Source organism: Pseudomonas sp. B21-009, from assembly GCF_024749345.1.
Taxonomy (GTDB): domain Bacteria; phylum Pseudomonadota; class Gammaproteobacteria; order Pseudomonadales; family Pseudomonadaceae; genus Aquipseudomonas.
Genome location: NZ_CP087199.1, coordinates 666,052 through 690,280 on the forward strand (window position 1 = coordinate 666,052; position 24,229 = coordinate 690,280).

The following is a 24,229-nucleotide window of genomic DNA, read 5'->3' on the forward strand; positions in this document are numbered from 1 at the left end:
GAGCGGGCTCATCCGCTCCCACACCTTCTATTTAGTCAGTGAATGATCCAGCTCAGCACCCACAAACCCAGCACCAGCCAGATGATGCCGAGTATGATCGAGGCGCGCATGAAGGCGCGGATCGCCGAGTACAGCAACATCAGGCCGATGATCAGGGCGAGGATGCTGACCAGCGAAGTGTCCATGCCCAGGGTGCGTGACAGGCCCTCGATGAAATTGCCACCGGCGTTGGCCAGCAGGTTGAACAACCCGCTCAGGCCGTCGACGATAAACCGGATCACCGCCCCCAGCGCCTGGCCGAGCCACTCGAAAAAACCTTCTACATGCATAGTTGCTTCCTGATGATCAATTCGGCGAATGCGCCGTTGCCAAGCCTTTGGCCATGCCAGGGCCGGGTCGGTTCCCTGCGTAGCTGCTACGCCAGGAGGGCCTGATGCACATCTTAGCTCGCCTGCGTGGCGTCATCGGCAAACCCCTGGGTTTGCTGCTCGCCATCCCCTTGCTGTTGATTGCCTTGCTATGGCTTGCCGACCGCATCTGGCCGTTGCCGATGCCGGCCGATGACCTCGCCCGGGTAGTCCTGGCCGAAGACGGCACGCCGCTGTGGCGCTTTGCCGATGCCGACGGGGTGTGGCGCTACCCGGTCACTGCCGAGCAGGTTTCGCCTTATTACCTGGAGGCGTTGCTGACCTACGAGGACCGCTGGTTCTACCATCACCCCGGGGTCAACCCGCTGGCCCTGGGCCGCGCGGCTTGGCAGAACCTGCGCGGTGGCCGGGTGCTGTCTGGTGGTAGCACCCTGTCGATGCAGGTCGCGCGCCTGCTCGACCCGCACTCGCGTACGCTGCCTGGCAAGCTGCGCCAGCTGTGGCGTACCGCGCAACTGGAATGGCACCTGTCGAAGGCGCAGATCCTCGAGATCTACCTCAACCGTGCGCCGTTCGGCGGCACCTTGCAGGGTGTCGCCGCGGCCAGCTGGGCCTATCTTGGCAAGTCGCCGATGCACCTGACGCCTTCAGAGGCGGCCTTGCTCGCGGTGTTGCCCCAGGCGCCCAGCCGCCTGCGCCCGGATCGGCACCCGGAGCGCGCCCAGGCGGCGCGGGACAAGGTCTTGCAGCGCCTGGCCGAGTACCAGGTGTGGCCGCAGCAACGGGTCGCCGAAGCTGAAGAGGAACCGCTGTTGCTGGCACCACGTCAGGAGCCGGCGCTGGCGCCATTATTGGCGCGACGGCTGAACCGCCCGCACAGCCCGCCGTTGATTCGCACCACCCTCGATGCCTCGTTGCAACGGCGCCTGGAAGACCTGCTGCTGGGCTGGCGTGCGCGCCTGCCCGAGCGGACCTCGGCGGCGATTCTGGTGGTCGAGGCGCAGAACATGGCGGTGCGCGCCTACCTGGGGTCGGTGGACCTGAATGACGAGCGCCGCTTTGGCCACGTCGACATGATCAGCGCCCTGCGTTCCCCCGGCTCGACCCTCAAGCCGTTCCTCTATGGCATGGCCATGGACGATGGCCTGATCCATTCCGAGTCCTTGCTGCAGGACGTGCCGCGCCGCTACGGCGACTATCGCCCGGGCAATTTCTCCATGGGCTTCAGCGGGCCGGTTGCCGCCAGTTCCGCCCTGGCCCTGTCGTTGAACCTGCCGGCGGTGCAACTGCTTGAAGCCTACGGGCCGAAACGCTTTGCCGCGCAGATGCGCAGTGGCGGCGTGCCGTTGATCTTGCCGCCGCTGGCCGAGCCTAACCTGTCGCTGATTCTTGGCGGCGCCGGTAGCCGGCTGGAAGACCTGGTGGGCGGCTACGCCGCGTTTGCCCGCGATGGCCTGAGTGCGCCGATCCGCTTGCAACCCAATGACCCGCTGCTTGAGCGACGCCTGCTGTCGCCCGGCAGTGCCTGGATTATCCGGCGGATTCTCAGCGGCCAGGCGCGCCCGGACCGCGACCCTCACGCAGAGCTAGTGCAGCGCCCGCAACTGGCGTGGAAGACCGGCACCAGCTATGGCTTTCGCGATGCCTGGTCGATTGGCGTCGGCCCGCGTTACCTGATCGGGATCTGGATCGGCCGCCCGGATGGCACGCCGGTGCCCGGCCAGTTCGGCCTGGCCTCGGCGGCGCCGTTGATGCTGCAGGTGCATGATGTGCTGAGCAACCGCGACAGCCAGCGCGGGATTGCCACACCCGTGGCGGCGGTGCCGGCCAACGTCGGGGTTGCGGCGATCTGCTGGCCGCTCGGCCAACCCATGGCCCGCCAGGACCCCAATTGCCGGCGCCAGCGTTTTGCCTGGACCCTGGACGGTACCACGCCGCCAACCCTGCTGGCCCAGGACCAGCCCTTGAGTGTCGGCTTGCGCGAGACGGTCTGGGTCAACGATCAGGGCTTGCGTGTCGACGCTACCTGCGCCGGCGCCCAGGCCCGGGAAATCGCCCTCTGGCCGTCGCCACTTGAACCGTGGCTGCCAAGGGTGGAACGCCGCGAGGCGCGCTTGCCCAAGGTCGACCCGCAATGCCCGCCGCAGGTGCCGGCCAGTGCGCCGCCGCTGTCGATTGTCGGTGTGCGCCAGGGCGATCAGCTACGCCGCCCGGCCACCAGCAGCGAACCATTGCGTTTCAAGGTCTCGGCCCTTGGCGGTAACGGACGCCACTGGTGGTTCCTCAACGGTGCGCCGCTGGGCGAAACCAGCGGTCAGGAGAACCTCACGGCAAGCTTTGAGCAGGCCGGGCGCTTCGAGCTGAGCGCCCTGGATGAAAGCGGCGAAACCGCCCGGGTCGAATTCCAGGTCAATGACTGACGCTCTCTATTAGACGATGACAGGGCCAGCACCTACGCTTGGATTGACGAGGCCGCCGCCCTGGCGGCCTTGTACTGTTCGGGATCATGGAGTGTCCGATGCGTGCGTTGGCCGTCGCGATAGTGGGGTTGTCCTGGGTGAGCGTTGCCAGCAGCGAACCCCTGCCGCGTTTTCTCGACAGCCACGAAATCGAACGCAACCTGCCGGCCCCCAATCTGCCGGCCGATGCCTACCGGCCAAGCAACCCGGGAGTGCTGGTGCCGGTGCCGGTAACCCAGGCCCGGCCGTTGCTGCGCGACACGCGGATCTTCCTGCGCAAAGTGCGCTTCGAAGGCGGCAGCATCTACCCCTTGAGTGACCTGCGCGACAACTACCAGAGCCTGGCCGGCCGCGAGGTCAGCCTCGGCGAGCTGATCGACGCCACCCAGCGCCTGACCCAGCGCTACCAGCAGGACGGCTACCTGTTGTCGCATGCCTACCTGCCCGAGCAGGACTTCGCCGATGGCCGGGTGCGGGTGGTGCTGGTCGAAGGCTACATCGATGAACTCGAGCTGCACGGCGAGGTGGGCCCGGCGGCGGCCTACGTTGAGCAACTGGTGGGCCGGCTCAAGGCCGAACGGCCGCTGACCCGCGCCACCTTCGAGCGCTACGTCGCGCTGATGAGCCGCCTGCCCGGCTTCAGCGTGCAGGCAAGCCTAGCGCCTGCCAACCCTGTCAGTGGTACCAGCCGGCTGATCGTCGAGGCCAGGCGCCGGCCGTTCAGCGGCAACCTGACCGTCACTGATGGCACCCGCGATGACCCCCAGGCCTTGCTCAGCGTGAGCAGCAACGCGCAGACGGCGCTGGCCGAACAGTTCAGCGTCACCGCCCTGGCGCCGCGCGGGGAAGATCACGAAAGCTATTTTCGCCTGGACTACTCCCAGTACCTGGACGATCAGGGCAGCCAGTTGCACCTGTCGGCCTCGCGTTACGACAGCGACCCCAGTGCCCAGGTGCTGCTCGGCGATGGCACCCAGCTCAAGGCCCATCGCGAGAACGACCGCTTTTCGGCGGGCCTCAGCCAGGTGCTGCTGGCCGCGCCCGGTGAGTCGCTCAACGTTGCTGCGCGTTTCTACATGGTCAATGACGATGTTGAGTATCGCGCGGTCGACGCGCCCTTGCGGCTGAGCAATCGCACCGATGTGCGTGCCCTGGGCTTTGAAGGCGAGTGGCGCAAGGCCGATGCCGACCAACTGCGGATTGTCAGTGGTGGCGCCTATCAGGGCCTGGATTACCTGGGGGCGAAAAGCAACAGCGATTTCGACCTGGATTTCCTCCGCCTGCGTTTGTCCGGTTTGCAAAGTGATCGCCTGTTCGGCAATTGGCAGGGGGTGGCGTCGGCGGCCTTGTACTGGAGCCGCGACAGCCTGCCCGACAGCGAGCGGGTGGTGTTCGGCGGGCAGAGCTTTGCCCGCGGTTACCCCGCCGACCAGGCCCTGGGCGACAAGGGCTGGGGCCTGGCCTATGAGCTCAATTACAGTTTCAACGGCGATGGCCGCTGGGTAAAGTTGCTGCAACCTTATGCCGTACTGGACACCGCGCGCACCTGGTTCAACGAGGTGGACCTGCGCGATGCACACCTGAGTTCAGTGGCTTTGGGGCTGCGCATCGGTGACGGGCGTTTCTACAACCTGGCGCTGGAGCTGGCCAAGCCGCTGTCGGATGTTGCCCTCGACAGCTTTGACCGCGAGCCACGGCTGAGTGTGAGTTTCAGCGTGCAGCTGTGAACCGGCTCCTACAGGGGCCGTAGCCCCCGCAGGTTCATTGCACCAGTTGCATCCGCGGTTTGGGGAACAGGTTGTCGAGGGTTTCCAGCAGGCGGTTGTGGTAGATCGGCTTGCGGAACAGGTCCAGCACCTGCAGACGCAGCAGGTCGCTGATGTCGTCCATGTCGGCATGCCCGGAGGTGACGATCACCGGCAAGTGCTGGCGCGAGGTGTGCTCGCGCAGGCGCCTGATCAGTGATATGCCGCTCTCCTCCGGCATGCGCAGGTCGGTGATGACCAGGGCCACGTCCGGGTGGCGGGTGAGTTGTTGCAGGGCGAGTTTCACCGAGGTGGCGGTGTAGCAGCAAAAACCCTCGCCCTCCAGCAATTCGGCAAGTTCCAGCAAGGCGTCCTCTTCGTCATCCACCAGGAGTAGCTGTTGACGGGGGGAAGAGGTCGGCATGGGGCGGTCCTGTGATGGGGGAGTTGATCAGTGCATTGGCGTGAACCGATGAATCCACTCGTCAGCTACCACCACTGCCACCGCCCGAAGCAGGCGGCGCTTTTAGCGCGTTTTCAATCTTGGTCATGACCCCAGACACATTGGTAGAAATGGGCGTAATGAACGCCGTCAGCGCTACAGCAACCATGGCCGCGACAATCGCGTACTCGATGCCCGAGGCACCATCCTTGCGGTAGAAGAATTCTTTGCAGCTCTTGAGGACTCGGGAAAGACGCATGGCATTTCTCCTTGCGCCGGAGGCGCAGATGGCAGGGGTATTCAGTGATTCCCCTTTGCCACCACAGCATCGTCAACGGGCCAAATCTCGGCAAATGTAAGAAGGTATTAATACTAAAGTTATAACCAAATACCGACGCCAATAAGCTGTTGTTTTATGGGGATGTCGGCTTTGCGACGGAAAAAAATCTGACGGGTAATGGCATTTTGTCCTAGCTGCGCTACCGTCAAATAGCGAAATAGTTGTTTCCGACTGCAGTGCTGTGGGCCATTTCACAAAAGTGAGCCTGAAGGACAGCTTGGGGAGAAGGAGGGCCAGCATGAGCAGTCGCATTACCATCATCCTTGCAGGCCTCTTTTTGATCGGTGCGCTGCTGGCCGGCTACTGGGGGCTGATGCTCAGCCAGCCGCCAAGCGAGCCGGCGCCGGCAGCCGCCGTCGAACCCGCGCAGGCTCCGGTGACCCGGGTGGTCAATGAAGCAACAGACGAACTGCGCAAGCCGGTTGTCGTGCTGCGTCGCGATGTCAGTGCCTATACCCCGCTGGTGGCCGAAGACCTGCTGATCGAACGCCTGCAGGTGGCGCCGCCGGGTAGTTTCCAGACCCTTGAACAAGTGCTCGGGCGCAGCAGCTGGCGCGCCTTGAGCGCCGGCACCTGGCTGGAGCAGGGCAGCTTCGAGGCCGGTGGCCCGCTGGCACGGATGATTCACCCCAGTGAGCGGGCGCTGGCGGTGGCGGTGGACGAAGTGGTCGGCGCCGCCGGGCAACTGCGCCCGGGTGACTATGTCGATGTGCTGGTGTTCCTGCGTGAAGACAACAGCAACCCGCAAGCCTCGGCCCAGGTAGTGTTGCCGGCCTTGCGCCTGCTCAGTGTCGGTGCGCAGCTGGGCCTGGCCAACGATGGCCAGCCTGCCGAGGCGCCCATGGATGACAAGGCCCGTCAGGAACAACAGCGCAACCCGGTGCGCACTGTGGTGCTGGCGGTCCCCGAGGCATTGGCCAGCCGCCTGCTGCTGGCCGCTCAGGCCGGCAGCCTGCGCCTGGCGGTACGCAGCGCCGAGGAGAAGCGCCTGGCCCAGTACTGGACTGACCCGCATGCCAGCGCCAAGGCCGTCGACAACGCCAACCGTGAACTCTATCGCTTCAGCCAGCTCGCCCAGGTACCGGCCGCCCGACCTGTGGCCAGCGCAGCGCCGCCACGCGGCATGGAAATCATCCGCGGTAATCAAGCCAACACGCCAACCCCCTGACCAAGCAAGGATGCCCTTCAATGAGCAGTCGTTCCGAGCGGGTAATCAAGCAGATGCTCTGCGCCCTGTTGTGCGCCGTGCCGCTCGCCCCAACGGCGATGGCGGCGTCCGGCTGCGCGGCGCTGGAGCAGGTGCCGGGCGTCATCGAGATCGATCAGGGCCTGCAGCAGGAGGTGCGCCTGCCGGTGGCAATCACCCGCGCGGCGATTGGCGAGCCGAAGATTGCCGACGTACATGCCAGTGGCACTGACGCGGTGCTGCTGACGGCGGTCGGCCCCGGCGCCACCAGCCTGATGCTGTGGACTGCCTGCGCCAAGACACCGCGCCAGGCCATGGTGTTCGTCAAGGGCATTGCCAGCAGCGAGATGGCTGCCAGTGCGCTGCCGCCGTCCGAAGATCCGCTGCTGCCCAGCCAGGTGCAGGCCGATATCCGCTTTGTCGAAGTCAACCGCACCAAGTACAAGGAGGCCGGCGCGCGGCTGTTCTTCAAGGGCTCCAACAACACCCTGATCGGCTCACCGAGCACCGTGCCGAACACCACCGTAAGCCCGGGGCAGGTGCCCACCGTGCCCGGCACGCCGAACATTCCCCTGGACAACGGCGTGTTCAACATCATTTGGGGCGGTGGCAGCAGTCGCTTCCTGGCCGCGATCAATGCCCTGGAAACCAGCGGTTTCGCCTACACCCTGGCGCGCCCCAGTCTGGTAGTGCTCAGCGGCCTGACCGCAAGTTTCCTCGCCGGCGGCGAGATCCCCATCCCGGTGCCCAGCAGCGGCAGCGACAGTGTCTCGATCGAATACAAGGAGTTCGGTATCCGCCTGACCCTGTCGCCCACCGTGGTCAGCCGCAATCGCATCCTGCTGAAAGTCGCGCCGGAAGTCAGCGAACTGGACTACAACAAGGCGGTGAATATCGCCGGTACCCAGGTGCCCGGCCTGACCGTCAGGCGTACCGACACCAGCATCTCCCTGGCCGATGGCGAGAGCTTCGTCATCAGTGGCTTGATCAGCAGCCAGTCGCGCTCGACCGTCGACAAGTTTCCAGGCCTTGGCAACCTGCCGATCATTGGCGCGCTGTTTCGCCAGTCCTCGGTGCAGCGCGACGAGACCGAACTGCTGATGATCGTTACCCCGCACCTGGTCCAGCCGCTGGCGGCCGATGCCCAGTTGCCGTCGCTGCCGGGTGAGGGCCTGCGTAATTACGACCCGAGCTGGGGCCGGCTGTTCTTTCTGGAAAACGGCGACTTTGAACGTCGCAGCGGGTTATCCCAATGAGTGAAAGCCTGAGCCAGACCTTCCTTGCCATCACCCGCAACGATGGTGACCTGCAGTGGTTGCAGGGCGCATTGGCGCCGCTGGGGCAGGTGGTCGGTGCCGGCAGCGGCAGCCTTGACGAGTTGCTGGCGCTGGTCGATGTCACTTTCGCCAGCCTGGTGTTCGTCGGCCTCGACCGCGATCAGGTGGTCAACCAGTGCGCGCTGATCGAGGGCGTGCTGGAAGCCAAGCCGATGCTGGCGATCGTCGCCCTCGGCGATGGCATGGACAATCAACTGGTGCTCAACGCCATGCGTGCCGGGGCGCGGGATTTTGTCGCCTATGGCTCGCGTTCCAGTGAAGTCGCAGGCTTGGTGCGGCGCTTGAGCAAACGCCTGCCGCCGGTGACCAGCAACCCCAGCCTGGGCGGGCTGACCGTGCTCTATGGGGCCCAGTGCGCCGCCGACGGCGCCTTGCTGACCACGCACATGGCGCGGGTGGTGCAGACCAGCGGCCAGCAGACCCTGCTGCTCGACCTTGGCCTGCCGCGGGGTGACAGCCTGGCGCTGCTCGGCCTGGAAGCCTCGTTTCATTTCGGCGATGCCCTGCGCCACCTGCGCCGGCTCGACAACACCCTGATCGACAGTGCCTTTACCCGCGAAAGCTCAGGCCTGCGCCTGCTGGCTTATGCCGAGACCGACGAGCCGCTGGAGCGCACCAGCGCGGCAGAGCTGTACATGCTGCTCAGCGCCTTGCGCCAGCACTTCCAGCACATCGTCGTGAACCTCACCGGCCAGGCTGACAGCGAAGCCCTGCGCACCTTCGTCAGCCACTGCGACAAGCTGATCTGGTACACCGACCAGAACGTCCTCGATTGCCGGCGCAACCTCGAAGTGCTGACCCAGTGGCGCGAGAAGGGCATGAAGCTCGAACACGCAAGCCTGTTGGTCGACCGCTACCTGCGCGGTGTCGCGCCGGATTCCGAAGCCTTGGGCAAGCGCTACGGCCTGCCGGTTCTGCGGGTCTTGCCCTATAGCCCGGAGGTGCGCCTGAATGCCAAGAACCAGGGCCTGACCCTGTTCGAGCTGGCGCCGCGCGAGCCGCTTACGCAACAGCTGAAAAGCCTCGGTGAACGCCTGGCGCGGCGCTCGGAAAACAACCCGCCGGTGGTCGCCACCTGGCTCAATCGGCTGTGGGGGCACAAGTGAGCGGCGACGAGCTGTTCGGTGGCCCACGGCATAACCTGGGGGCCGACCCACAGGCGCTCAAACGCGCTCTGCACCGTTACATCATCGACGCCATCGAGGACAGCGGCCGCAACCTGCTCGAAGGTTCGCGCCCGGCCCTGGCGCAGTTCGTGGTGGAGCAGGTCGGCGATTACATTGCCCGCCTGCACCTGGCGTTGTCGCGCTACGAGATGGAACGCCTGGCCGAGGAAATCGTCGACGAGCTGACCGGTTTCGGCCCGCTGGAAGTGCTGCTGCGCGATGCCAGCGTCACCGAGATTTTGGTCAACGGCCCGCACCGGGTGTTCATCGAGCGGGCCGGGGTGCTGCAACAAACCGACCTGCGTTTTATCGATGCCCATCATGTCGAGCGGGTCATGCAGCGGATTCTTGCGCCCCTGGGGCGGCGCCTGGACGAGTCCTCGCCGATGGTCGACGCGCGCATGCCCGATGGCAGCCGGGTCAACGCCATCATCCCGCCGGTGGCGCTCGACGGCCCGTGCCTGTCGATCCGCAAGTTTCGCAAGGACATGCTCAAGAGCGCCGACCTGCTGGCCACCCGCACCATCGACCAGGGCATGCTCGACTTCATCCAGCTGGCGGTGGCGCGGCGCTGCAACATCCTGGTCAGCGGCGGTACCGGCACCGGCAAGACCACCCTGCTCAATATCCTCAGTCAGTTGATCAGCCCCCACGAACGCCTGGTGACCATCGAGGACGTGGCCGAACTGCAGCTTGATCATCCGCACGTGGTGCGCCTGGAAACCCGTCCGCCGAATGCCGAAGGGCATGGCGAGATCAAGGCCAGCGAGCTGATTCGCAACGCCCTGCGGATGCGCCCCGACCGTATTCTGCTTGGCGAGATTCGCGGCGTCGAAGTGCTCGATGTGCTGACGGCGATGAATACCGGCCACGATGGTTCGATGAGTACCGTGCATGCCAACACTGCCCAGGATGCCTTGCTGCGCCTGGAAACCCTGGTCGGCCTGACCGGTCGCCAGGTGGCCGAGAAAACCCTGCGGCAGATGATCTGCGCGGCGCTCGATGTGGTCATCCAGCTGACCCGCCTGGCCGATGGCCGCCGCTGCGTCAGCGAGGTGCTGGAGGTGGTCGGGGTGCGTGATGACGTGTACGTCACCAATACCCTGTTCCGGCTCGATCGGCGCACGGGCGAAGGCTTTTTGCGCGAAGCGCCGAACCCGGCCGGCGACAAGCTGCGCCGCGATTACTCGGAGCTCCAGCCGTGATCGCCGCGCTCCTCGGGCTGATTTGCCTGGCCTTGCTCGGCTTGTCGGTGCACCTGTTCTACCGCGGCATGCGCAAGTCTGCCCAGGAGCGCATCCTCCGGCGTCTGGGTCAGGTCGAGCAAGCCGCTGCGCTGGCGCCGGTCGGGCACGACTGGCTGGACCGCCTGCTGCAGCGTGCCGGTATCGAGCGGCGTAACGAGCTGTTGTGGCTGTGGCTGGCCCTCTGGCTGCTGGCCGCGCTGTTGACCGGGCGGGTCGTGGGCTGGGTGGCAGGCCTTGGCCTGTTGCTCATCGGCCCGCTGCTGGCCTGGTTGTACCTGGGCTGGCGCTATCGGCAGCGGCTGCAACGGATGATCGAGCAACTGCCGGTGCTGCTCGATCACAGCGTGCGCAGCCTCAAGGCCGGGCGCACCCTCAGCGATGCCGTGCTCGGTGCCATCGATGCTTCCCGCGAGCCGTTGCACGGCGCCTTGCAACGGGTGCGGCGCAATGTGCAGATGGGCGTCAGCCTCGACGATGCCATGGCTGAACTGGCCGAGTTGTATGACCAGGACGAACTGCGCCTGTTTGCCCTGGGCCTGCGTATCAACCATCGCTATGGCGGCAACGCCAGCGAGCTGCTGGAGAACCTGATCAAACTGATTCGCGAACGCGAGCAGGGCGCGCGGCAGTTGCGCGCCATGACCGGCGAAACGCGCATGACAGCCATGGTCCTGGGCCTGTTGCCGGTGGGCATGGCCGGTTACTTCCTGATCAGCAATCCCAACTATCTGCTGACCATGTGGCGCGACAGCAACGGCCAGTTCCTCTTGCTCGGGGCCTTCCTCCTGCAGGCCTTGGGCTGCCTGGCGCTGTGGCGCATGTTGCGGAGTATCTGAAATGGCCCTGTTGCTCAGTGCCCTGATGCTGTTTGCCGCCTTTGCCTTGCTGCTGGCTCAGTTCCTGCGCCAGCGGCATCGTCAGCGCCTGGTCGCCCAGCGCTTGCAGGGCCAGCTGGGCGCGGACAACCGCTTGGGCAACTGGCTGCAGCAGCTCGGCGCCAGCCGCCTGGGCCAGCGTTCGTTGAGTCTGGACGGCGAGACACGTTTGCTGCTTGATCGCATCGGCTGGCGGCGTAGCCGGCAACGGGCGCTGTTCGCTGCCTGCCAGGTGGGGGCGCCGCTTCTGGCGCTGGGCCTGGGAGTAATCGCGCAGGAAACCCTGTACCACACCAGCCAGACCCCGTGGCTGGTACTGCCGCTGTGCGCCATGGGCGCCGGTTACCTGTTGCCCAAGCGCTTGCTGGCCTGGGCGGCGGCGCGCCGTCAGCAGCAGGTGGCCCGGGAGGTGTCGACCTTTATTCCGCTGCTGCGGATCTTGTTCGAGTCGGGCCTGGCAGTGGAGCAGGCCTTGCGCGTGCTGAGCCAGGAATCACGGCAACTGTTGCCGGTGCTGAGTGAGGAACTGCGAGTGATTCTGCTGCGGGTCGACTCCGGCCTGGCCCTGGCCCCGGAGCTGGAAAAAACCGCGCAATTGCTCAGCGTCGATGAGTTCAGCGACAGCTGCGTGATCCTCCAGCAACTGCTGAGCCAGGGCGGCGGGGCGATGAAGTCGTTGCTGGCACTCAAGCAACTGCTCGATGACCGGCGCCTGACGCGCATGCAGGAGCGAATTTCAAAGATGTCCGGGAAGATGTCGATAGTGATGATGGTGTTCCTGTTTCCGGCCTTGCTGATTGTGTTGGCCGGGCCCGGTTTTACGGCGTTGGCCAAGGCCTTGGGTTCATGAGCGGAGGGATGTGCATGAAAGCAGTCATGGTGATCATGAGCCTGGCGCTGCTCGCTGGCTGTACCACTCAGGACGGCGCACAGTGGCTGGCCTTGCCGGGTATGCCGGTCAGTTGCAGCAAGCCGGATTCGGCCCAGGAGCTGGCCTTGAGCATGGCCGACGAGATGCTCGCCGAGGGCCGCCCGCATGCCAGCCTGGCGCACCTGGAGGCGTTGCCGGCGGACATGGCCCAGGTGCGATTGCGCAAGGCCCGGGTGTCGCGCCTGCTCGGGCGCAGCGAAGCCGAACCGTTGTACCGCAGCCTGCTCGGTGGCTGCCTGGCAGCAGAAGGCGAGCATGGCCTGGGGCAACTGGCCTCGGCCCGTGGCGACAACCTCCAGGCCCAGCGCCACCTGTTGCGCGCGGTGCGCCTGGCGCCGACCGACGAAAAGGTGCGCAACGACCTCGGCGTGGTTTACCTGAACCTGGGTAATGTCGAGCAGGCGCGTTTTGAGTTTCTCACCGCCATCGAGCTCAAGGACAACAACGCCCTGGCGGCGGTCAACCTGGTGAGCCTGCTGCTGTACCAGGACAAGTTCCAGCAGGCCGCCGACCTGGTCAGTCGCCTGCACCTGACGCCGGCGCAATTCAGTGAAGCCCGGGCGCGCGCCGAGCAACTGAAGAAACCCGCGGCGCGGACCGACCAGGTCGCGGTGGTTACCCCAGAAGCCTCAAGCGTCACCCAACAGTGAGGTCGTGATGAACAGGTCATTGCTCCTGCTTGCCCTCAGCGTACTGCCCCTGGCCGCCCTGGCGCTGGAGGGCGGGCCTTCGTCCAAGGCCCAGCAAACCACCGAAGCCTGGCTGCAGCTACAGGCACGCAACCTTGAAGCCTCGAAGATCCCGCAGACGGCCACGCCCAAGGAGCGCGACCAGAGCATGCAGCGCTGGCTGGACAGCTACAAATATGTGATCCCGGACTTCTACCGCTGGGAAAGTACCGGTGCGTCCGACAAGTGACTCAGCCGCCAAAGCGCACTCAGTGCGCCGTGACTCGCTGATGCAGGGGCGAGGAGCCGGGTGACAACGCCAGCGCCAGCTGGGTGCGGTTGTGCATGTGGGTCAGGCGCAGCACCTGCGACACGTAGAGTTTCACGGTGTTCTCGGTGATGCCCAGTTCGCAGGCGATCTGGTAGTTGGTCTTGCCCTTGCTGACCAGTTTGGCCACGTCCAGCTGGCGCGGTGACAACTTGTCGAACAGCGCTGGCAGGTTGTCGCTTTCAGCTTCCGGCTCGATATCGCTGGCGCGCCGGTGCGCACCGAGCCCGCGGGCCTTGTCCAGGTCCTGGTAGAGATCGTCGATCGACTCGGCGAGAAACTGCAGTTTCTGGTTCAGGTCACCCAGGTGCTGGTAGCTGCGGCGCCGCTCCAGCACGGCGGCCTCCTGGCGTTGTACCCCTTCAAGCAGCTCGTTGAGGTCGACCGGTTTTTGATAGTAGTCGGCAAAGCCTTCGCGCAGCGCCTTGATCACGTCCTGCTTGGCCGCGCGCCCGGTGAGCATGATCGCTTCGAACTGACGCTGCGGCCCGGCAATGGCCTTGAGCGCGCGCATCAGTTCGAGGCCATCGCAGTCGGGCATGTGCAGGTCGCACACCACCAGGGCAATCTCCTGATCGACACTGAACTGCTCGATGGCCTGGGTACTGGAATGACAGGGCAGGCAACGGTAGCCGCTGCCCTGGAGAAATTCGCACAACTCTTCGACTATCAGTGGCTGGTCGTCCACGACCAGCACCTTCAACTCACTGACTGGCTTGCTCACATGCAACTCCCTGCGCTATTCGCCTTGGTGTTCCCGCGGCCAGGTCGAGCCTGGATCCATTCCTGGCACACACTAGAAAGTAGTCGCACTTTTTGACTATGTACAAGGTTTGTACATCCTTTTGCGTGCGGTATTCGGCTAATTGATCCAGACCGCCGCCAGTAGAAAACCGACCAGCAGGAATGGCGCGAACGGCTGTTTTTTTGACGATTCTTCGCTCAATTGCTTCAGACGGTTCTTAACCTTCTGACTTAAAAGGGACCACAGCCAACGGCGGCTGAGCAGCCAGGCCAGCACCGCGACGCCGGCGCCGATAAAGGTGCCCAACAGGTGCATGCGATCAGTGGCCAGGGCCAGGGCACCGAGCAATTTCACATCGCCGGCGCCGAGGCGGCCAAGCATGTAGCCGGGCAGGGTCAGCAGCATGACGATGGCCAGCGCCAGGCCGCCTTCACTGGCGTCGGCGCCAATCCAGGTGTGTCCGGTAACGAACAGATAGCCCAGGGCGCAGGCGGCGGCGCCGAGGGTCAGGGTATTGGCGATCTGGCGTTCGCGCAGATCTTGTTCAGAGCACAAGGCAAGCCACAGCAGCAGAACAATGCTTTGCATTGGCGAAAGGCCATCCCTTTGTGGTGAATGATTCTATGCTGTCTTTCAGGTGTCACTGTCAGGGTAGACGCGATCATGCAAGCAAGCCTGTGCAAGCGGCAAAAAGGCGCGGCAGCCCTCGAGTTTGTCGCGGTATTCGTGATCTTCTTCGCGGTCTTCTACGGGGTGGTCAGCTACGGTCTGCCGATGCTGATGCTGCAATCGTTCAACCAGGCCAGCAGTGAAGCGGTACGCCGCTGTGTGGCGCTGGATCCTGCCAGCGCCACTTACGGCGCTGATGTCGAGGCGCTGGCCAAGCGCGTGCTCGGCGAGCAACTGGCGTGGATGCCAGCGCCGTTGGCTTTCCAGTTCAGCAGCGATGCCAAGGTTGTCCTTACCCCGGGCAAGCTGCTGACGGTGAAGATCAACTACGCCAAGAGCAAACTGACCGCGGTATTGCCGGTACTGAAACTGCCGGGCATCGGTGAGGTGCCGCGCCTGCCCGACAGCCTCAAGGCCGAAGCGAGCCTGCAACTGTGAGTGGCGGGCAAAGCCTGTTCGAGCGCTGGCGCGGGCGCGCGGCGCCGGTCGAAGAGCCCGTGGCGCAAGCCCCCGAGGTGCCGGCGGTGGGCCTGCAACTGTGGCTCGATGGCGCGGCCAGGGTGTTGCGCCAGGCCGGCCCGCTGCGCGCGGCGCTGGCGCTGCCGACCCAGGCCGGGGTACGTCTGCACGACTACGTGCAGCCCTACAGCCTGCTGGTGCTCGAAGGCGAGCCGGCAGACTGGCAGGGGCAGCTTCTGGAACTGGACTTCAAGGCGGCCGGTGGCCACACCTTGCACACCCGCGGCTGGTTGCAAGCCCAGGGCGATGGCTGGTTGTTGCAACTATTCGATATCGGCGACCTGTTGCTGCACCGCCAGCAAGCCCTGGCTGCCGAGCGCCAGCAACACCTGTCTGCGCACCTGGCCTGCGCCTTGCGCGCCTGCAGCATCGAACGCCTGCAAGCGGTGGCCGAAGAACAGCTCAACTGGCTGGTACGCCACTGGCGGGCCCGTGGCGCGGGAGTGCTGGTGCAAACCGAGCAGGGCTGGCAGATCTACGCCTGCAGTGGCGATGCGCTGCACTGGCTGCGTGACGAACAGCTTGCGCCGTTGCTCGATCGGCAGTTGCCGGCGAGCATGCTCAGCAGTGCCAGTGAGCCCGCGCTACAGGCCCTGTTTCCAGGGCTGGCGACTTACCTGTTGGCGTTTGCCCAGGGCCAGGTCAATCAGGCCTGGCTGATCTGCATCGAGCCGCAAGAGGTGCTGCAGGCCGAGGATGCCCTGCTGGTCGCCGCCGCCTTTGTCGAACCGCTGCTCGCTCGCCTGGCTGCGCACCAGTTGCACCAGCAGAGCGAGCGCCTGGACAGCCTGCAGCTGCAGTTGGGGGCCGGCTGGTGGCAATGGCGTCTGGACGAGCCGCAGTTGCATCTGGACCCGGCACTGGCCCAGAGCCTGGGCGTACCGGCGGCGCTTACCCTTAACCAATGGCTGAGCCGCGTGCACCCGGCAGACCGCGAGGCGGTCCAGCTGGCGTTTGCCGAGCTGCAGCGCCAGGGTTGCGCCTTGCAACTGAGCCTGCGCCTGCTCGACCACAGCACCCAGGCGCAGCCGCGCTGGTATCGCTTGTGCGGCCAGGTGCACGGCAGCGGCGGCAATCGCCGGGTGCAGGGTTTTATGCTCGACATCAGCGACATCAAGGCGCAACAGATGCAGGCCAGCGCTGCCCAGGCGCGCCTGGAAAACCTGATCGCCAGCTCGCCAGCGGTGATCTACATCCAGCGCTACGCCGAGGGCGCATTGCTCACCGAGTTCTGCAGCGCCAGCCTGACGCCGATGCTCGGCTGGCAGCCGCTGGCCGGCGAGCCCCTGCAACCGGGGCAGTGGCTGCACGCCGATGATCAGCTGCTGTGGCTGGAGCGCACGCGGATGCTCTTGCAGCACGGCCAGAGCCGCAGCCGCTATCGCCTGCGTGATCAGCATGGCGGTTATCACTGGGTACTGGATGAAGCGCGCCTGCTGCGCGATGACCTCGGTTTGCCGGTGGAGGTGGTGGGCATCTGGCTGGACGTCAGCGAGGCCACCGAGGCTACGGAAAAAATGCGCCAGAGCGAGGAGCGCTATCGGGTGCTGGTCGAGGATTCACCGGCGATGATCTGCCGCTACCGGCCGGACCTGAGCCTGGTATTCGGCAATCAGCCTTTGGCTGATTACCTGGAATGCCCGCCCGCGCAACTGGCCGGCGTGAACCTCGGCCAGTGGCTGTCCGCGACCCAGCGCCAGGCCTTTGTCGAACGCCTGGCGGGCTTGACCCCGGAGCAGCCGGTGAGCAGCGCCGAGATCTGCCTGCAACTGCCAGGGCGCGAGCATGCCTGGTGGTTGTGGTCTGATCGTGGGTTATTCGACGAGCACGGCCAGTTGCAAGAAATCCAGGCGGTGGGCCGCGACAACACGCAAGTGCGGCGCACCCAGCAGCAACTGCTGCAAAGCGCGAAAATGGCCACCCTCGGCGAAATGGCCACCGGCCTTGCCCATGAGATCAACCAGCCGCTCAACGTCATGCGCATGGCCGTGGTCAACGCGCTCAAGCGTCTGGAAAACGGCAATGCCGAGGTCGACTACCTGCAAGACAAACTAAAACGTATCGATGCCCAGGTGCTGCGCGCCTCCAAAGTAGTCGACCACATGCGCGTGTTCGGTCGGCGTTCGGAGCTTGAGCAGCAACCGTTCGTGCCCTGGCAGGCTGTGGAGGGCGCCCTGTCGTTGCTGGCCGACGGCTTGCGCGGCAAGGGCGTGGAATTGCATGTGCAGGCACCTGGGCAGCAGGTGCAGGTCAGTGGTCATCAGGATCAGCTGGAACAGGTGCTGATCAACCTGCTGGTCAACGCCCGCGATGCCCTGTTGGCCCGACGCGAGCAGCACCGCGAGCTGCAGCCGTGGATTGCCGTGAGGCTGGAGCAGGATGCCCGGCAGGTGCGGTTGCTGGTCGAGGACAACGGCGGCGGCATCGAGCCGCGTTTGCTCGAACGCATCTTCGAGCCGTTCTTCACCACCAAGCCGGTGGGCGTTGGCACTGGCCTGGGGCTGTCGGTGAGCTACGGCATCATCGACACCATGGGCGGCAGCCTGAGTGTCGAGAACGCCGAGTTGGGGGCGCGGTTCTGTATCGAGTTGCCGGTCTACAGCACCAGTTGAGCGCGGGAGCTGGAGCAGGTCAGGTTGGCACTGACCTCGACCGTGTTCAGGTCGATGCCGAGAACCTTGAGCAAGGCGTTGAGCAGGGGATCGACCAGCGGGCTGAGCAGGTTCTTGATCATCGGTTTGAGGATATTCGTCACCCCGGTCAGCACGCTGCTGGCAACACTGAGGATCTCGCCCAGCACATCACCGTTCTGTGGTTTGTAGACCTGCAAAGGAAGGGTATCGATGGTGGTGCTCAGGCTTTGCACCACGTTGATCGGTTGCATGCTCAGGTAAGGCGCAGGCTTGCCGATCTCCGGCAGGTTGGCGCCACTGAACAGCAGGTTCTCGTGGCGTGACAGTACCTGCAGCGGATCCGGCTTGATGCCCACGCCCCCGCCTACCCAGGGCACCCGGGTTGCGCATTTGGGAAACAGCCCGAGCACACTGGTGCAGATGTTGGTACCGATATCGATCAGCGGGATCGGGGTGACCGTGCCGCTACCGGTGCTGAAGAAGGTCGCCGGGTTGTCGATCTTGCCGATGGTGACCGTGGCTGCCGCGCTGTCGGTTGACGCAGTCAATTGCTTGTCGGGGCTGCAGCGGTAGGCGCTGACACGGCTGGTCGCCTTGACCGTGTCGATGCTGATATCAATGCGTGCAGCTTTGCTCAGGGCTTCGATGTCACTGACCTTGCACGGCACGCCGAGTGCGCAGGTCAGGGACTGTACGGTGCCCAGCAGGTTCAGGTGCAGCAGGTTGTTAAGGATATTGGTCAGCGGTGTGGCCAGCTTCAGCACTTCCGTGACGATGCCGCCGAGGGTATCGACTACCGGCGTATTCAGCGACACCAGGGTGCGGATCTGTGCAGTCTGCACGCTGATGTCGTCGGTCTGCGGATTGCCGATGGCGGAAATTCGCGGCGGCTCGATGACCTTGATCTGCACCTTGCCGCTGACCAGCCCCAGGGCATTGAAGGGCAACTCGACCGAAGCGGCATTGTACTTGTCGGCCAGCAGGATCACCCCTTGCACCAGTTGCAGCAATTGCAGGCTGGTGTCCAGCCCGGCCTTGGCGGTGCCGGCCTGGATATCGAGGATTTCGTTGAGCTTGAGCACGCGGTTGTCATCGGTGGCGACGGTGAGCTTGCCCAGGTTGGTGGCGACGTCGATGGCAGTGTTGCTGCCTTGTTTGAATACGTCGATTGCCGCCTGGATCAGTTGCGTGGCCGACAGCTGCTTACCCAGCAGCTCGTCGTAGTTGCCGGCTTGTACACTGACGTTAATTGCCAGTTGGTCCAGGTACTTGAGCAGGTTGATATCCGTGTTGGCCAGGCCTTGCCAGCCCAGGGCATCCAGTTGCACCCGCCCACCCAACGGATCGAGCAGGGCATTGAGCAATGCCGACTTGCGTGAGTCGATGTCGGCCAGGGTTGTACGGATGCGCAATACGGCCAAGGGTGGCTTCGGCGTCGCCGCCACGGCCTGGGCCGTGAGGTTGGTGGTGGTAGGCAGGGTATTGCCGCGAACCAGCGCCTGCACCCCGGCGGCGATGCTGGTGGGCACGCTGTTCTGGGCGATGACCCTGATCGCATCGTTGCGTGCGGGGTTGACGGTAAAACGGCGCAGGCTGTCGACGCCGGTCTGCAGGGTGCCGCAAGCGGTGGCCAGGGTTCGCCCTTCGGCCAGGGTAAAACCATTGCGGCTGGCGCTGGTTTGGGCCAGGGCCGCGGCCTGGGGCCCGGGGCCGCTGCACACGGCGCTTTGCCCGGCTGCCTCCAGTGCCGCCATATCGACCACCCGCTGCAACTTGCGCTGCTCCAGGTAGAGCCGCCCGCTGTCGACCACCAACAGCCCGAACAATAAGGCCATGCCCAGGGTCAGGGCGGCGATCAAGCCGATGGCACCACGTTGCCGTGCTGGAAAGCGAGTAGACACGAGCACTCCTTTGCCGGCCCAAGGCCGCGCGGGGCAGCAGCAGTGCAAAGGAGTGTAGACAAGATAATGGCCAGTCGCCTGCATGGCGACTGGCGGGTGGGGTTCAGCGTGGCGGGTAGTTGCCCATCAGCTTGGCGACGGTGTTCTGGATGGCCGAGTTGCGCTCTTGCGGGCTTGGCGGGTAGTTGTTCATGATCTGCTCGGCACTGCCGCGCCACACCAGCTTGCCGTCGCGGGCGTCGAACAGGTCGACCTGGATGGTTGCCACCTTGTAGTCGACGCTGCGGGTTTCGTTGTACATCGGCCCACCCCAGTAGCCGCCCCAGTAGCCACCCCAGGCGCCGCCATAATTGGTCGTGACTTGTTGCTGGCGGTTCTCGACGATCAGGTAAGACTGCACCTTGAGGTCCGGGCGGCTGTTGCCCTGGGCCGGGCGCAGGCCACGCTGGTCAAGCTGGCCGGCCACCGCCTGGCGGATGCGTTGTTCGGTGAGGTCGCTCTTGATCCGCGGGTCATCCGGGCGGTATTGCAGCCCCGGCTCCTGCCAGGCCCAGCTGCGGTAAGCGGCGAAGTCGCGGCTGGCGTCGAAATCCTGGGTGACATTGTTGCTCTGGCAGGCGCCGAGCAGCAGCGCGAGCGAGAGTAAAGCGAGACGGCGCAACATGATGGTTCTCCGATTACCTTTAACTGGGAGGATAGCTGGCCAGGGCCTTTTGCACCGATTCGCGCACCGCGTCCGCGCGCTTGCCCTGGGAGTCCTGGCTGGCGGTTTCGGCACTGGCGCTCCAGACTGGCTGGCCGTCGCGGGCGTCATACAGCTCGACGTGCACCACCATCACTTCGACCTCGTATGTGCGCACCAGCGGCACGCTGGCGTAGGCCCCGTAGCCATTGTGATAGCGGCCAAAACTGCCGTAGCCGCCGTAACCACCATAGGGGTAGTTGTCGTAGGGGTAGTAGTCTTCGCGCACCTGGCGCAGGCGCCGTTCCAGGCGCAGGTCGGCGCTCACCAGCAGGTCGCCTGCCTGGCCATTGCGCGCCGGGCGCAGGCCGCGCTGGTCGAGGGCGTTGCTGACCGCATCGGCCAGCTGTGCAGGCTCTGCATAGGTGCTGCCCGCCGGCAACTGGCCGTTGAGCCATGCCCAGCTGCGGTAGCGGGCGTAGTCGCGCGGCGCGGCCGGGTAGGCGCTGGCATCGAAGGTCGTGGCGGCCTGTGCGGGGGCCGGGGGCAACGGGCGGGAGCTGGCCACATACGGGTTGCTGCCCTGGCAGGCGGCCAGGGCCAGGCACAGCAGGCCCAGGGTCAAACGGTACGGCATGTCACCCTCCCGGTGGGTGCGCTTCAGCGCGGTCGGCAGATCCAGTGCAGGTAGCGGCCCAGGCCGGCGAAGGCCGGGTGACGACGATGCGCCAGTTCCATTTCCAGCAGGTCGAGCAGCTCGGCTTTGGCCTGGAAATCGCGGGGCATGTAGTCGTGGAAAACCCGCACGCCACTTTCAATTTCGACCTGCCACAAGTCTTCAAGTTGCGCCTTGAGCGTGCGTGGATCAAGTGGTTTTTGCGGGGTCAGGCTCTGCTTTTCACCGGCCAGCTCGTTGCTGCGCAACTTGCGGAAATGGCCCTTGAGCAGGTTGCGGTACACCAGCGCGTCGCGGTTGTAGAACGCCAACGACAGCAGGCCATCGGTGCGGGTCAATTGATGCAGCACCGGCAGGATGGCCTCAGGTTCGGCCAGCCATTCCAGTACCGCGTGGCACAGCACCAGGTCATAGGGCTCGGTCAACTGGCCGAGCAGGTCCTGCCACGGTGCCTGGATGAAGGTGGCTTGCTGGCCGGCTTCGGCAAAGCGCTCTCGGGCGCCGTCGAGCATCGGCGCGGCGGGTTCGGCCAGAGTCACCTGGTGCCCGCGCTGGGCCAGCCACAGCGACATATGACCCAGGCCCGCGCCGATATCCAGTACCCGCAGCGGGCGATCAGGGAGCGCTTCGGCGAGGTCCGCCTGGAGTACTGCCAGGCGGATCGCGCCTTTGGCACCGCCATAGATTTTTTCGGCAAAACGGGTCGCCAGCTCATCGAAGTGACGGTCGTTCATTTGGCAAAACGCCTTTCGCTGTCGGCCAGTTTGCTTCTGACCACCTGCTCCATGTCCAGGCCCAGCTCGCTGCACAGCAGCAACAGGTAGAGGACGATATCGCCGACTTCCTGGCCGGCGTGTTCCAGCTGCTCGGGCGGTAACTGGCGCGACTGGTCTTCAGTCAGCCACTGGAAAACTTCCACCAGCTCGGCCATCTCGACGCTGGCGGCCATGGCCAGGTTCTTCGGGCTGTGAAAGCCGCGCCAGTCGTTGTTGTCGCGGATGCGGTGCAGGCGTTCGGTCAGTTCTTGCAAATTCATCGGGGCTCTCCTCAAGCGGCATAGCTTCAGGCGGGCGCCGTCGCAACGCAAGAGGGCGCTGTCAGCTCAGTGGCTGCCAGGCGCCGCGCATGTGCACCAGCTCGCCATGGCCGTCGAGCTGCAACTGGCCCTCGGCCGCGGCCGGGCTGGCATTGAGGATCACCTCGCTGGGCAGGCGCACCGGTTTAACGAAGCCCACCCCTATCTCATAGCCACTGACCGGCAGGTGCCCGCGCAAGGCGGCCAGGGCCATGGCCTTGCTCCACATGCCATGGGCAATGGCGGTAGGAAAGCCGAACAGCCTGGCGCTGGCGGCACTGAGGTGGATCGGGTTGTAGTCGCCGCAGACCCTGGCGTAACGCCGGCCGATATCGCTGTCGGCGTACCAGCGGGTCAGTTCGCTCAAGGGCAGGGTTTCGGGCTCGTCTACCGCAGGCGCGTCGCCGCTCAGTTTCAGCCCTCGGCAGAGCATGCGGCTGGTTTCGGACCAGATCAGGCCGAGGCCGTCTTCGGCTTCGGTGATCAGGTCGCAGGTGGCGCCTTTTTCATGGGGCTGCAGGTTCTCTACATGCACGCTAAAACGCAGGCGACTGATGCCGCCCAGCGGGCGCAGCACACGAATGCTGTTGTGCAGGTGCACCAGCCCCAGCAGCGGCAAGGGAAAGTCCTTTGCGCTCAGCAACTGCATCTGCAGGGCGAAGGCCATGACATGCGGGAAGGTCGGCGGCAGGCGCCCGTCGTCGCTGAAATGGCAGAGTTTGCGGTAAGCCTCAAGCTGCTGCGGGTCGACGCTCAAGTGGCAGCGCAAGCCAGTGCCGGGCAGGCGGTCGCCGCTGATCTTGCGCTTGCGCGCGGCGCGCAGGTACAGCCCGGAAAGCGCCGCCGTGCTGCCCAACTCGATCCATGTGCGGCTCATGTTCAGGCCCCCATCACGGCTTGGCCGCAAACCCGCAGCACCTGGCCATTGACCGCGCCGCTGCCCGGTTGCGCCAGCCACGCCACCGCTTCGGCGACATCCTCGGGCAGGCCGCCCTGGCCCAGCGAACTCATGCGTCGCCCCGCTTCGCGCAGGGCGAAGGGAATTGCCGCGGTCATGCGTGTTTCGATAAACCCGGGGGCCACGGCGTTGATGCTTGCGCCGCGCTCGGCCAGCTTCGGTGCCCAGGCCTGGGCCAGGCCGATCAGCCCGGCTTTGCTGGCGGCGTAATTGGCCTGGCCACGGTTGCCGGCGATGCCGCTGATTGAAGCGAGCAGCACGATACGTGCGTTGTCGTGCAGGGCGCCGCTGTCGAACAGCGCCTGGGTCAGCAGTTGCGGGGCCTTGAGGTTGACCGCCAGCACTGAGTCCCAGAATTCCGGGGTCATGTTGGCCAGGGTCTTGTCGCGGGTAATGCCGGCGTTGTGCACGACGATGTCGATGCCGTCGGGCAGTCCTTCAAGCAATTGTGCCGGGGCGTCCGTCGCGCAGATGTCCAGGGCCAGGCTACGCCCGCCCAGGCGCGCGGCCAGGGCCTCGAGATCGGCCTTGGCCGGCGGTACATCGAGCAGGATCACTTCGGCGCCATCGCGGGCCAGGGTTTCGGCAATCGCCGCACCGATGCCACGGGCGGCGCCGGTGATCAGCGCCTTGCGCCCGGCCAGCGGCCGGCTCCAGTCCTGGACCGCTGTGCCGCAGGCCTCCAGGCGCAGGACCTGGCCAGAGATGAACGCGCTTTTGGGCGAAAGAAAGAATCGCAGGGCGCCTTCGAGTTGATCTTCGGCCGCTTCGTTCACATACAACAGTTGCAGGATGCCGCCGGCGCGCAGTTCCTTGGCCAGCGAGCGGCTGAAGCCTTCGAGGGCACGCTGGGCAACCTGCGCCAGCGGGTCATCGAGTTGTTCCGGGGCGCGGCCGAGAATGACGATATGGGCGCTGGGCGCCAGGCTGCGCAGCAGCGGCTGGAAGAATTCGCGCAATTGCTTGAGCTGGTCGATATCGTCCAGTTCGCTGGCATCGAACACCACCGCCTTGAGCTTGGGCCCCAAGCCCGCCACCCATTCGCTGGCCTCAAGGTCGGGGCTGGCAAAGCTGTACAACTCATCGGTCAGGCGCTTGGCGAAGGTTTCGACGGTCTTCGCCAGCGACCCGCCACCGAGCAGCAGGGCGCCCTCGATCGGCCGCAGGCGGCCGGCTTGCCAACGTTCCAGGCGCGCCGGGCTGGGCAGGCCGACGGCACCTACCAGACGGCGGCCAAGGTCGGAGTTGGCGAAGTCGATATAGCGGTCGCTCATGTGCG

General features: G+C 65.1%; 24 protein-coding genes. 12 read left to right on the plus strand and 12 right to left on the minus strand.

Annotation, left to right across the window (positions count from 1 at the left end; translation table 11 throughout):
- Positions 1–35: 35 nt before the first annotated feature.
- Entirely contained in the window at positions 36–329 is a 294-nt protein-coding gene (locus LOY34_RS02945; RefSeq protein WP_038997361.1) for a hypothetical protein, read from the minus strand.
- A 104-nt stretch (positions 330–433) separates the two neighbouring features.
- Here LOY34_RS02945 and pbpC point away from each other — a divergent pair, with 104 nt between their 5' ends.
- Together pbpC and LOY34_RS02955 are read left to right on the plus strand one after the other, a co-directional pair.
- Complete coding sequence (pbpC, locus tag LOY34_RS02950) at positions 434–2,788, plus strand: peptidoglycan glycosyltransferase PbpC (RefSeq protein WP_230090919.1); 2,355 nt, start codon at positions 434–436, stop codon at positions 2,786–2,788.
- A gap of 98 nt (positions 2,789–2,886) precedes the next feature.
- Positions 2,887–4,554: a ShlB/FhaC/HecB family hemolysin secretion/activation protein gene (locus tag LOY34_RS02955; RefSeq protein ID WP_093376498.1), complete on the plus strand. Its 1,668-nt coding sequence runs from the start codon at positions 2,887–2,889 to the stop codon at positions 4,552–4,554.
- Between the two features lie 34 nt (positions 4,555–4,588).
- Here LOY34_RS02955 and LOY34_RS02960 read toward each other — a convergent pair whose 3' ends face one another.
- Positions 4,589–4,996: a response regulator gene (locus tag LOY34_RS02960; RefSeq protein WP_045197030.1), complete on the minus strand. Its 408-nt coding sequence runs from the start codon at positions 4,994–4,996 to the stop codon at positions 4,589–4,591.
- Positions 4,997–5,057: 61 nt separating this feature from the next.
- The gene (locus LOY34_RS02965) at positions 5,058–5,273 is read right to left on the minus strand and encodes a Flp family type IVb pilin (RefSeq protein WP_045197032.1); all 216 of its coding nucleotides are present in this window, start codon (positions 5,271–5,273) and stop codon (positions 5,058–5,060) included.
- A gap of 319 nt (positions 5,274–5,592) precedes the next feature.
- Between LOY34_RS02965 and cpaB the strand changes: the two genes are divergently transcribed.
- From cpaB to LOY34_RS03005, 8 genes are read left to right on the plus strand one after another with little or no spacing between them, the layout of a single operon-like run.
- Positions 5,593–6,522: a Flp pilus assembly protein CpaB gene (gene cpaB, locus LOY34_RS02970; RefSeq protein ID WP_195885598.1), complete on the plus strand. Its 930-nt coding sequence runs from the start codon at positions 5,593–5,595 to the stop codon at positions 6,520–6,522.
- A gap of 20 nt (positions 6,523–6,542) precedes the next feature.
- Entirely contained in the window at positions 6,543–7,796 is a 1,254-nt protein-coding gene (locus tag LOY34_RS02975) for a type II and III secretion system protein family protein (RefSeq protein WP_093376485.1), read from the plus strand.
- Positions 7,793–8,983, plus strand: a complete 1,191-nt coding sequence (locus tag LOY34_RS02980; RefSeq protein WP_195885600.1) for a pilus assembly protein — start codon at positions 7,793–7,795, stop codon at positions 8,981–8,983. Before LOY34_RS02975 ends, LOY34_RS02980 begins: the two co-directional genes overlap by 4 nt.
- Positions 8,980–10,248: a CpaF family protein gene (locus LOY34_RS02985; protein WP_045197040.1), complete on the plus strand. Its 1,269-nt coding sequence runs from the start codon at positions 8,980–8,982 to the stop codon at positions 10,246–10,248. Before LOY34_RS02980 ends, LOY34_RS02985 begins: the two co-directional genes overlap by 4 nt.
- Positions 10,245–11,126: a type II secretion system F family protein gene (locus tag LOY34_RS02990; RefSeq protein WP_195885601.1), complete on the plus strand. Its 882-nt coding sequence runs from the start codon at positions 10,245–10,247 to the stop codon at positions 11,124–11,126. Before LOY34_RS02985 ends, LOY34_RS02990 begins: the two co-directional genes overlap by 4 nt.
- 1 nt (position 11,127) lies before the next feature.
- Entirely contained in the window at positions 11,128–12,015 is an 888-nt protein-coding gene (locus tag LOY34_RS02995) for a type II secretion system F family protein (protein ID WP_195885602.1), read from the plus strand.
- Between the two features lie 14 nt (positions 12,016–12,029).
- Positions 12,030–12,746 (plus strand): tetratricopeptide repeat protein, encoded by a 717-nt coding sequence (locus LOY34_RS03000; protein ID WP_195885603.1) that lies wholly within the window; start codon positions 12,030–12,032, stop codon positions 12,744–12,746.
- A gap of 7 nt (positions 12,747–12,753) precedes the next feature.
- Positions 12,754–13,014 (plus strand): DUF3613 domain-containing protein, encoded by a 261-nt coding sequence (locus LOY34_RS03005; protein ID WP_195885604.1) that lies wholly within the window; start codon positions 12,754–12,756, stop codon positions 13,012–13,014.
- A gap of 19 nt (positions 13,015–13,033) precedes the next feature.
- Here LOY34_RS03005 and LOY34_RS03010 read toward each other — a convergent pair whose 3' ends face one another.
- Together LOY34_RS03010 and LOY34_RS03015 are read right to left on the minus strand one after the other, a co-directional pair.
- A complete protein-coding gene (locus LOY34_RS03010; protein ID WP_045197049.1) occupies positions 13,034–13,816 on the minus strand; it encodes a response regulator transcription factor in 783 nt (260 codons plus the stop codon).
- A gap of 138 nt (positions 13,817–13,954) precedes the next feature.
- Positions 13,955–14,425: a prepilin peptidase gene (locus LOY34_RS03015; protein WP_195885606.1), complete on the minus strand. Its 471-nt coding sequence runs from the start codon at positions 14,423–14,425 to the stop codon at positions 13,955–13,957.
- A 75-nt stretch (positions 14,426–14,500) separates the two neighbouring features.
- Here LOY34_RS03015 and LOY34_RS03020 point away from each other — a divergent pair, with 75 nt between their 5' ends.
- Both LOY34_RS03020 and LOY34_RS03025 read left to right on the plus strand, forming a co-directional pair.
- Positions 14,501–14,944, plus strand: a complete 444-nt coding sequence (locus LOY34_RS03020) for a TadE/TadG family type IV pilus assembly protein (RefSeq protein ID WP_045197053.1) — start codon at positions 14,501–14,503, stop codon at positions 14,942–14,944.
- Positions 14,941–17,637, plus strand: a complete 2,697-nt coding sequence (locus LOY34_RS03025; RefSeq protein ID WP_258664266.1) for an ATP-binding protein — start codon at positions 14,941–14,943, stop codon at positions 17,635–17,637. Before LOY34_RS03020 ends, LOY34_RS03025 begins: the two co-directional genes overlap by 4 nt.
- Here LOY34_RS03025 and LOY34_RS03030 read toward each other — a convergent pair.
- From LOY34_RS03030 to LOY34_RS03060, 7 genes are all read right to left on the minus strand, one after another.
- Positions 17,622–19,559, minus strand: coding sequence for a pilus assembly protein TadG-related protein (locus LOY34_RS03030; protein WP_230090920.1), 1,938 nt, complete (start codon positions 19,557–19,559; stop codon positions 17,622–17,624). The genes LOY34_RS03025 and LOY34_RS03030 overlap by 16 nt on opposite strands.
- Before the next feature lie 103 nt (positions 19,560–19,662).
- Positions 19,663–20,223, minus strand: a complete 561-nt coding sequence (locus tag LOY34_RS03035) for a DUF4136 domain-containing protein (RefSeq protein WP_093376454.1) — start codon at positions 20,221–20,223, stop codon at positions 19,663–19,665.
- Positions 20,224–20,242: 19 nt separating this feature from the next.
- Positions 20,243–20,878 (minus strand): DUF4136 domain-containing protein, encoded by a 636-nt coding sequence (locus LOY34_RS03040; protein ID WP_045197059.1) that lies wholly within the window; start codon positions 20,876–20,878, stop codon positions 20,243–20,245.
- 23 nt (positions 20,879–20,901) lie between these two features.
- A complete protein-coding gene (locus tag LOY34_RS03045) occupies positions 20,902–21,651 on the minus strand; it encodes a methyltransferase domain-containing protein (RefSeq protein WP_195885609.1) in 750 nt (249 codons plus the stop codon).
- The gene (locus LOY34_RS03050) at positions 21,648–21,953 is read right to left on the minus strand and encodes a MazG-like family protein (protein ID WP_258664269.1); all 306 of its coding nucleotides are present in this window, start codon (positions 21,951–21,953) and stop codon (positions 21,648–21,650) included. The genes LOY34_RS03045 and LOY34_RS03050 overlap by 4 nt, the downstream gene beginning before the upstream one ends.
- 61 nt (positions 21,954–22,014) lie before the next feature.
- Positions 22,015–22,869: a MaoC/PaaZ C-terminal domain-containing protein gene (locus tag LOY34_RS03055; protein WP_195885610.1), complete on the minus strand. Its 855-nt coding sequence runs from the start codon at positions 22,867–22,869 to the stop codon at positions 22,015–22,017.
- A 2-nt stretch (positions 22,870–22,871) separates the two neighbouring features.
- On the minus strand, positions 22,872–24,224 hold the full coding sequence (locus LOY34_RS03060; RefSeq protein WP_195885611.1) for a 3-oxoacyl-ACP reductase: 1,353 nt from the start codon (positions 24,222–24,224) through the stop codon (positions 22,872–22,874).
- Between the last annotated feature and the right edge of the window lie 5 nt (positions 24,225–24,229).

Excerpts from the sequence above, each read along its gene's own strand:
- LOY34_RS02960 (WP_045197030.1), bottom strand. The coding sequence starts at position 4,996 with ATGCCGACCTCTTCCCCCCGTCAACAGCTACTCCTGGTGGATGACGAA.
- LOY34_RS03040 (WP_045197059.1), bottom strand. The coding sequence starts at position 20,878 with ATGCCGTACCGTTTGACCCTGGGCCTGCTGTGCCTGGCCCTGGCCGCC.
- LOY34_RS03045 (WP_195885609.1), bottom strand. The coding sequence starts at position 21,651 with ATGAACGACCGTCACTTCGATGAGCTGGCGACCCGTTTTGCCGAAAAA.
- LOY34_RS03015 (WP_195885606.1), bottom strand. The coding sequence starts at position 14,425 with ATGCAAAGCATTGTTCTGCTGCTGTGGCTTGCCTTGTGCTCTGAACAA.
- LOY34_RS02980 (WP_195885600.1), top strand. The coding sequence starts at position 7,793 with ATGAGTGAAAGCCTGAGCCAGACCTTCCTTGCCATCACCCGCAACGAT.
- LOY34_RS03000 (WP_195885603.1), top strand. The coding sequence starts at position 12,030 with ATGAAAGCAGTCATGGTGATCATGAGCCTGGCGCTGCTCGCTGGCTGT.
- LOY34_RS02995 (WP_195885602.1), top strand. The coding sequence starts at position 11,128 with ATGGCCCTGTTGCTCAGTGCCCTGATGCTGTTTGCCGCCTTTGCCTTG.
- LOY34_RS03020 (WP_045197053.1), top strand. The coding sequence starts at position 14,501 with ATGCAAGCAAGCCTGTGCAAGCGGCAAAAAGGCGCGGCAGCCCTCGAG.
- cpaB (WP_195885598.1), top strand. The coding sequence starts at position 5,593 with ATGAGCAGTCGCATTACCATCATCCTTGCAGGCCTCTTTTTGATCGGT.
- LOY34_RS03035 (WP_093376454.1), bottom strand. The coding sequence starts at position 20,223 with ATGTTGCGCCGTCTCGCTTTACTCTCGCTCGCGCTGCTGCTCGGCGCC.
- LOY34_RS02945 (WP_038997361.1), bottom strand. The coding sequence starts at position 329 with ATGCATGTAGAAGGTTTTTTCGAGTGGCTCGGCCAGGCGCTGGGGGCG.
- pbpC (WP_230090919.1), top strand. The coding sequence starts at position 434 with ATGCACATCTTAGCTCGCCTGCGTGGCGTCATCGGCAAACCCCTGGGT.
- LOY34_RS03060 (WP_195885611.1), bottom strand. The coding sequence starts at position 24,224 with ATGAGCGACCGCTATATCGACTTCGCCAACTCCGACCTTGGCCGCCGT.
- LOY34_RS03050 (WP_258664269.1), bottom strand. The coding sequence starts at position 21,953 with ATGAATTTGCAAGAACTGACCGAACGCCTGCACCGCATCCGCGACAAC.
- LOY34_RS03005 (WP_195885604.1), top strand. The coding sequence starts at position 12,754 with ATGAACAGGTCATTGCTCCTGCTTGCCCTCAGCGTACTGCCCCTGGCC.
- LOY34_RS02975 (WP_093376485.1), top strand. The coding sequence starts at position 6,543 with ATGAGCAGTCGTTCCGAGCGGGTAATCAAGCAGATGCTCTGCGCCCTG.
- LOY34_RS02965 (WP_045197032.1), bottom strand. The coding sequence starts at position 5,273 with ATGCGTCTTTCCCGAGTCCTCAAGAGCTGCAAAGAATTCTTCTACCGC.
- LOY34_RS03055 (WP_195885610.1), bottom strand. The coding sequence starts at position 22,869 with ATGAGCCGCACATGGATCGAGTTGGGCAGCACGGCGGCGCTTTCCGGG.
- LOY34_RS02955 (WP_093376498.1), top strand. The coding sequence starts at position 2,887 with ATGCGTGCGTTGGCCGTCGCGATAGTGGGGTTGTCCTGGGTGAGCGTT.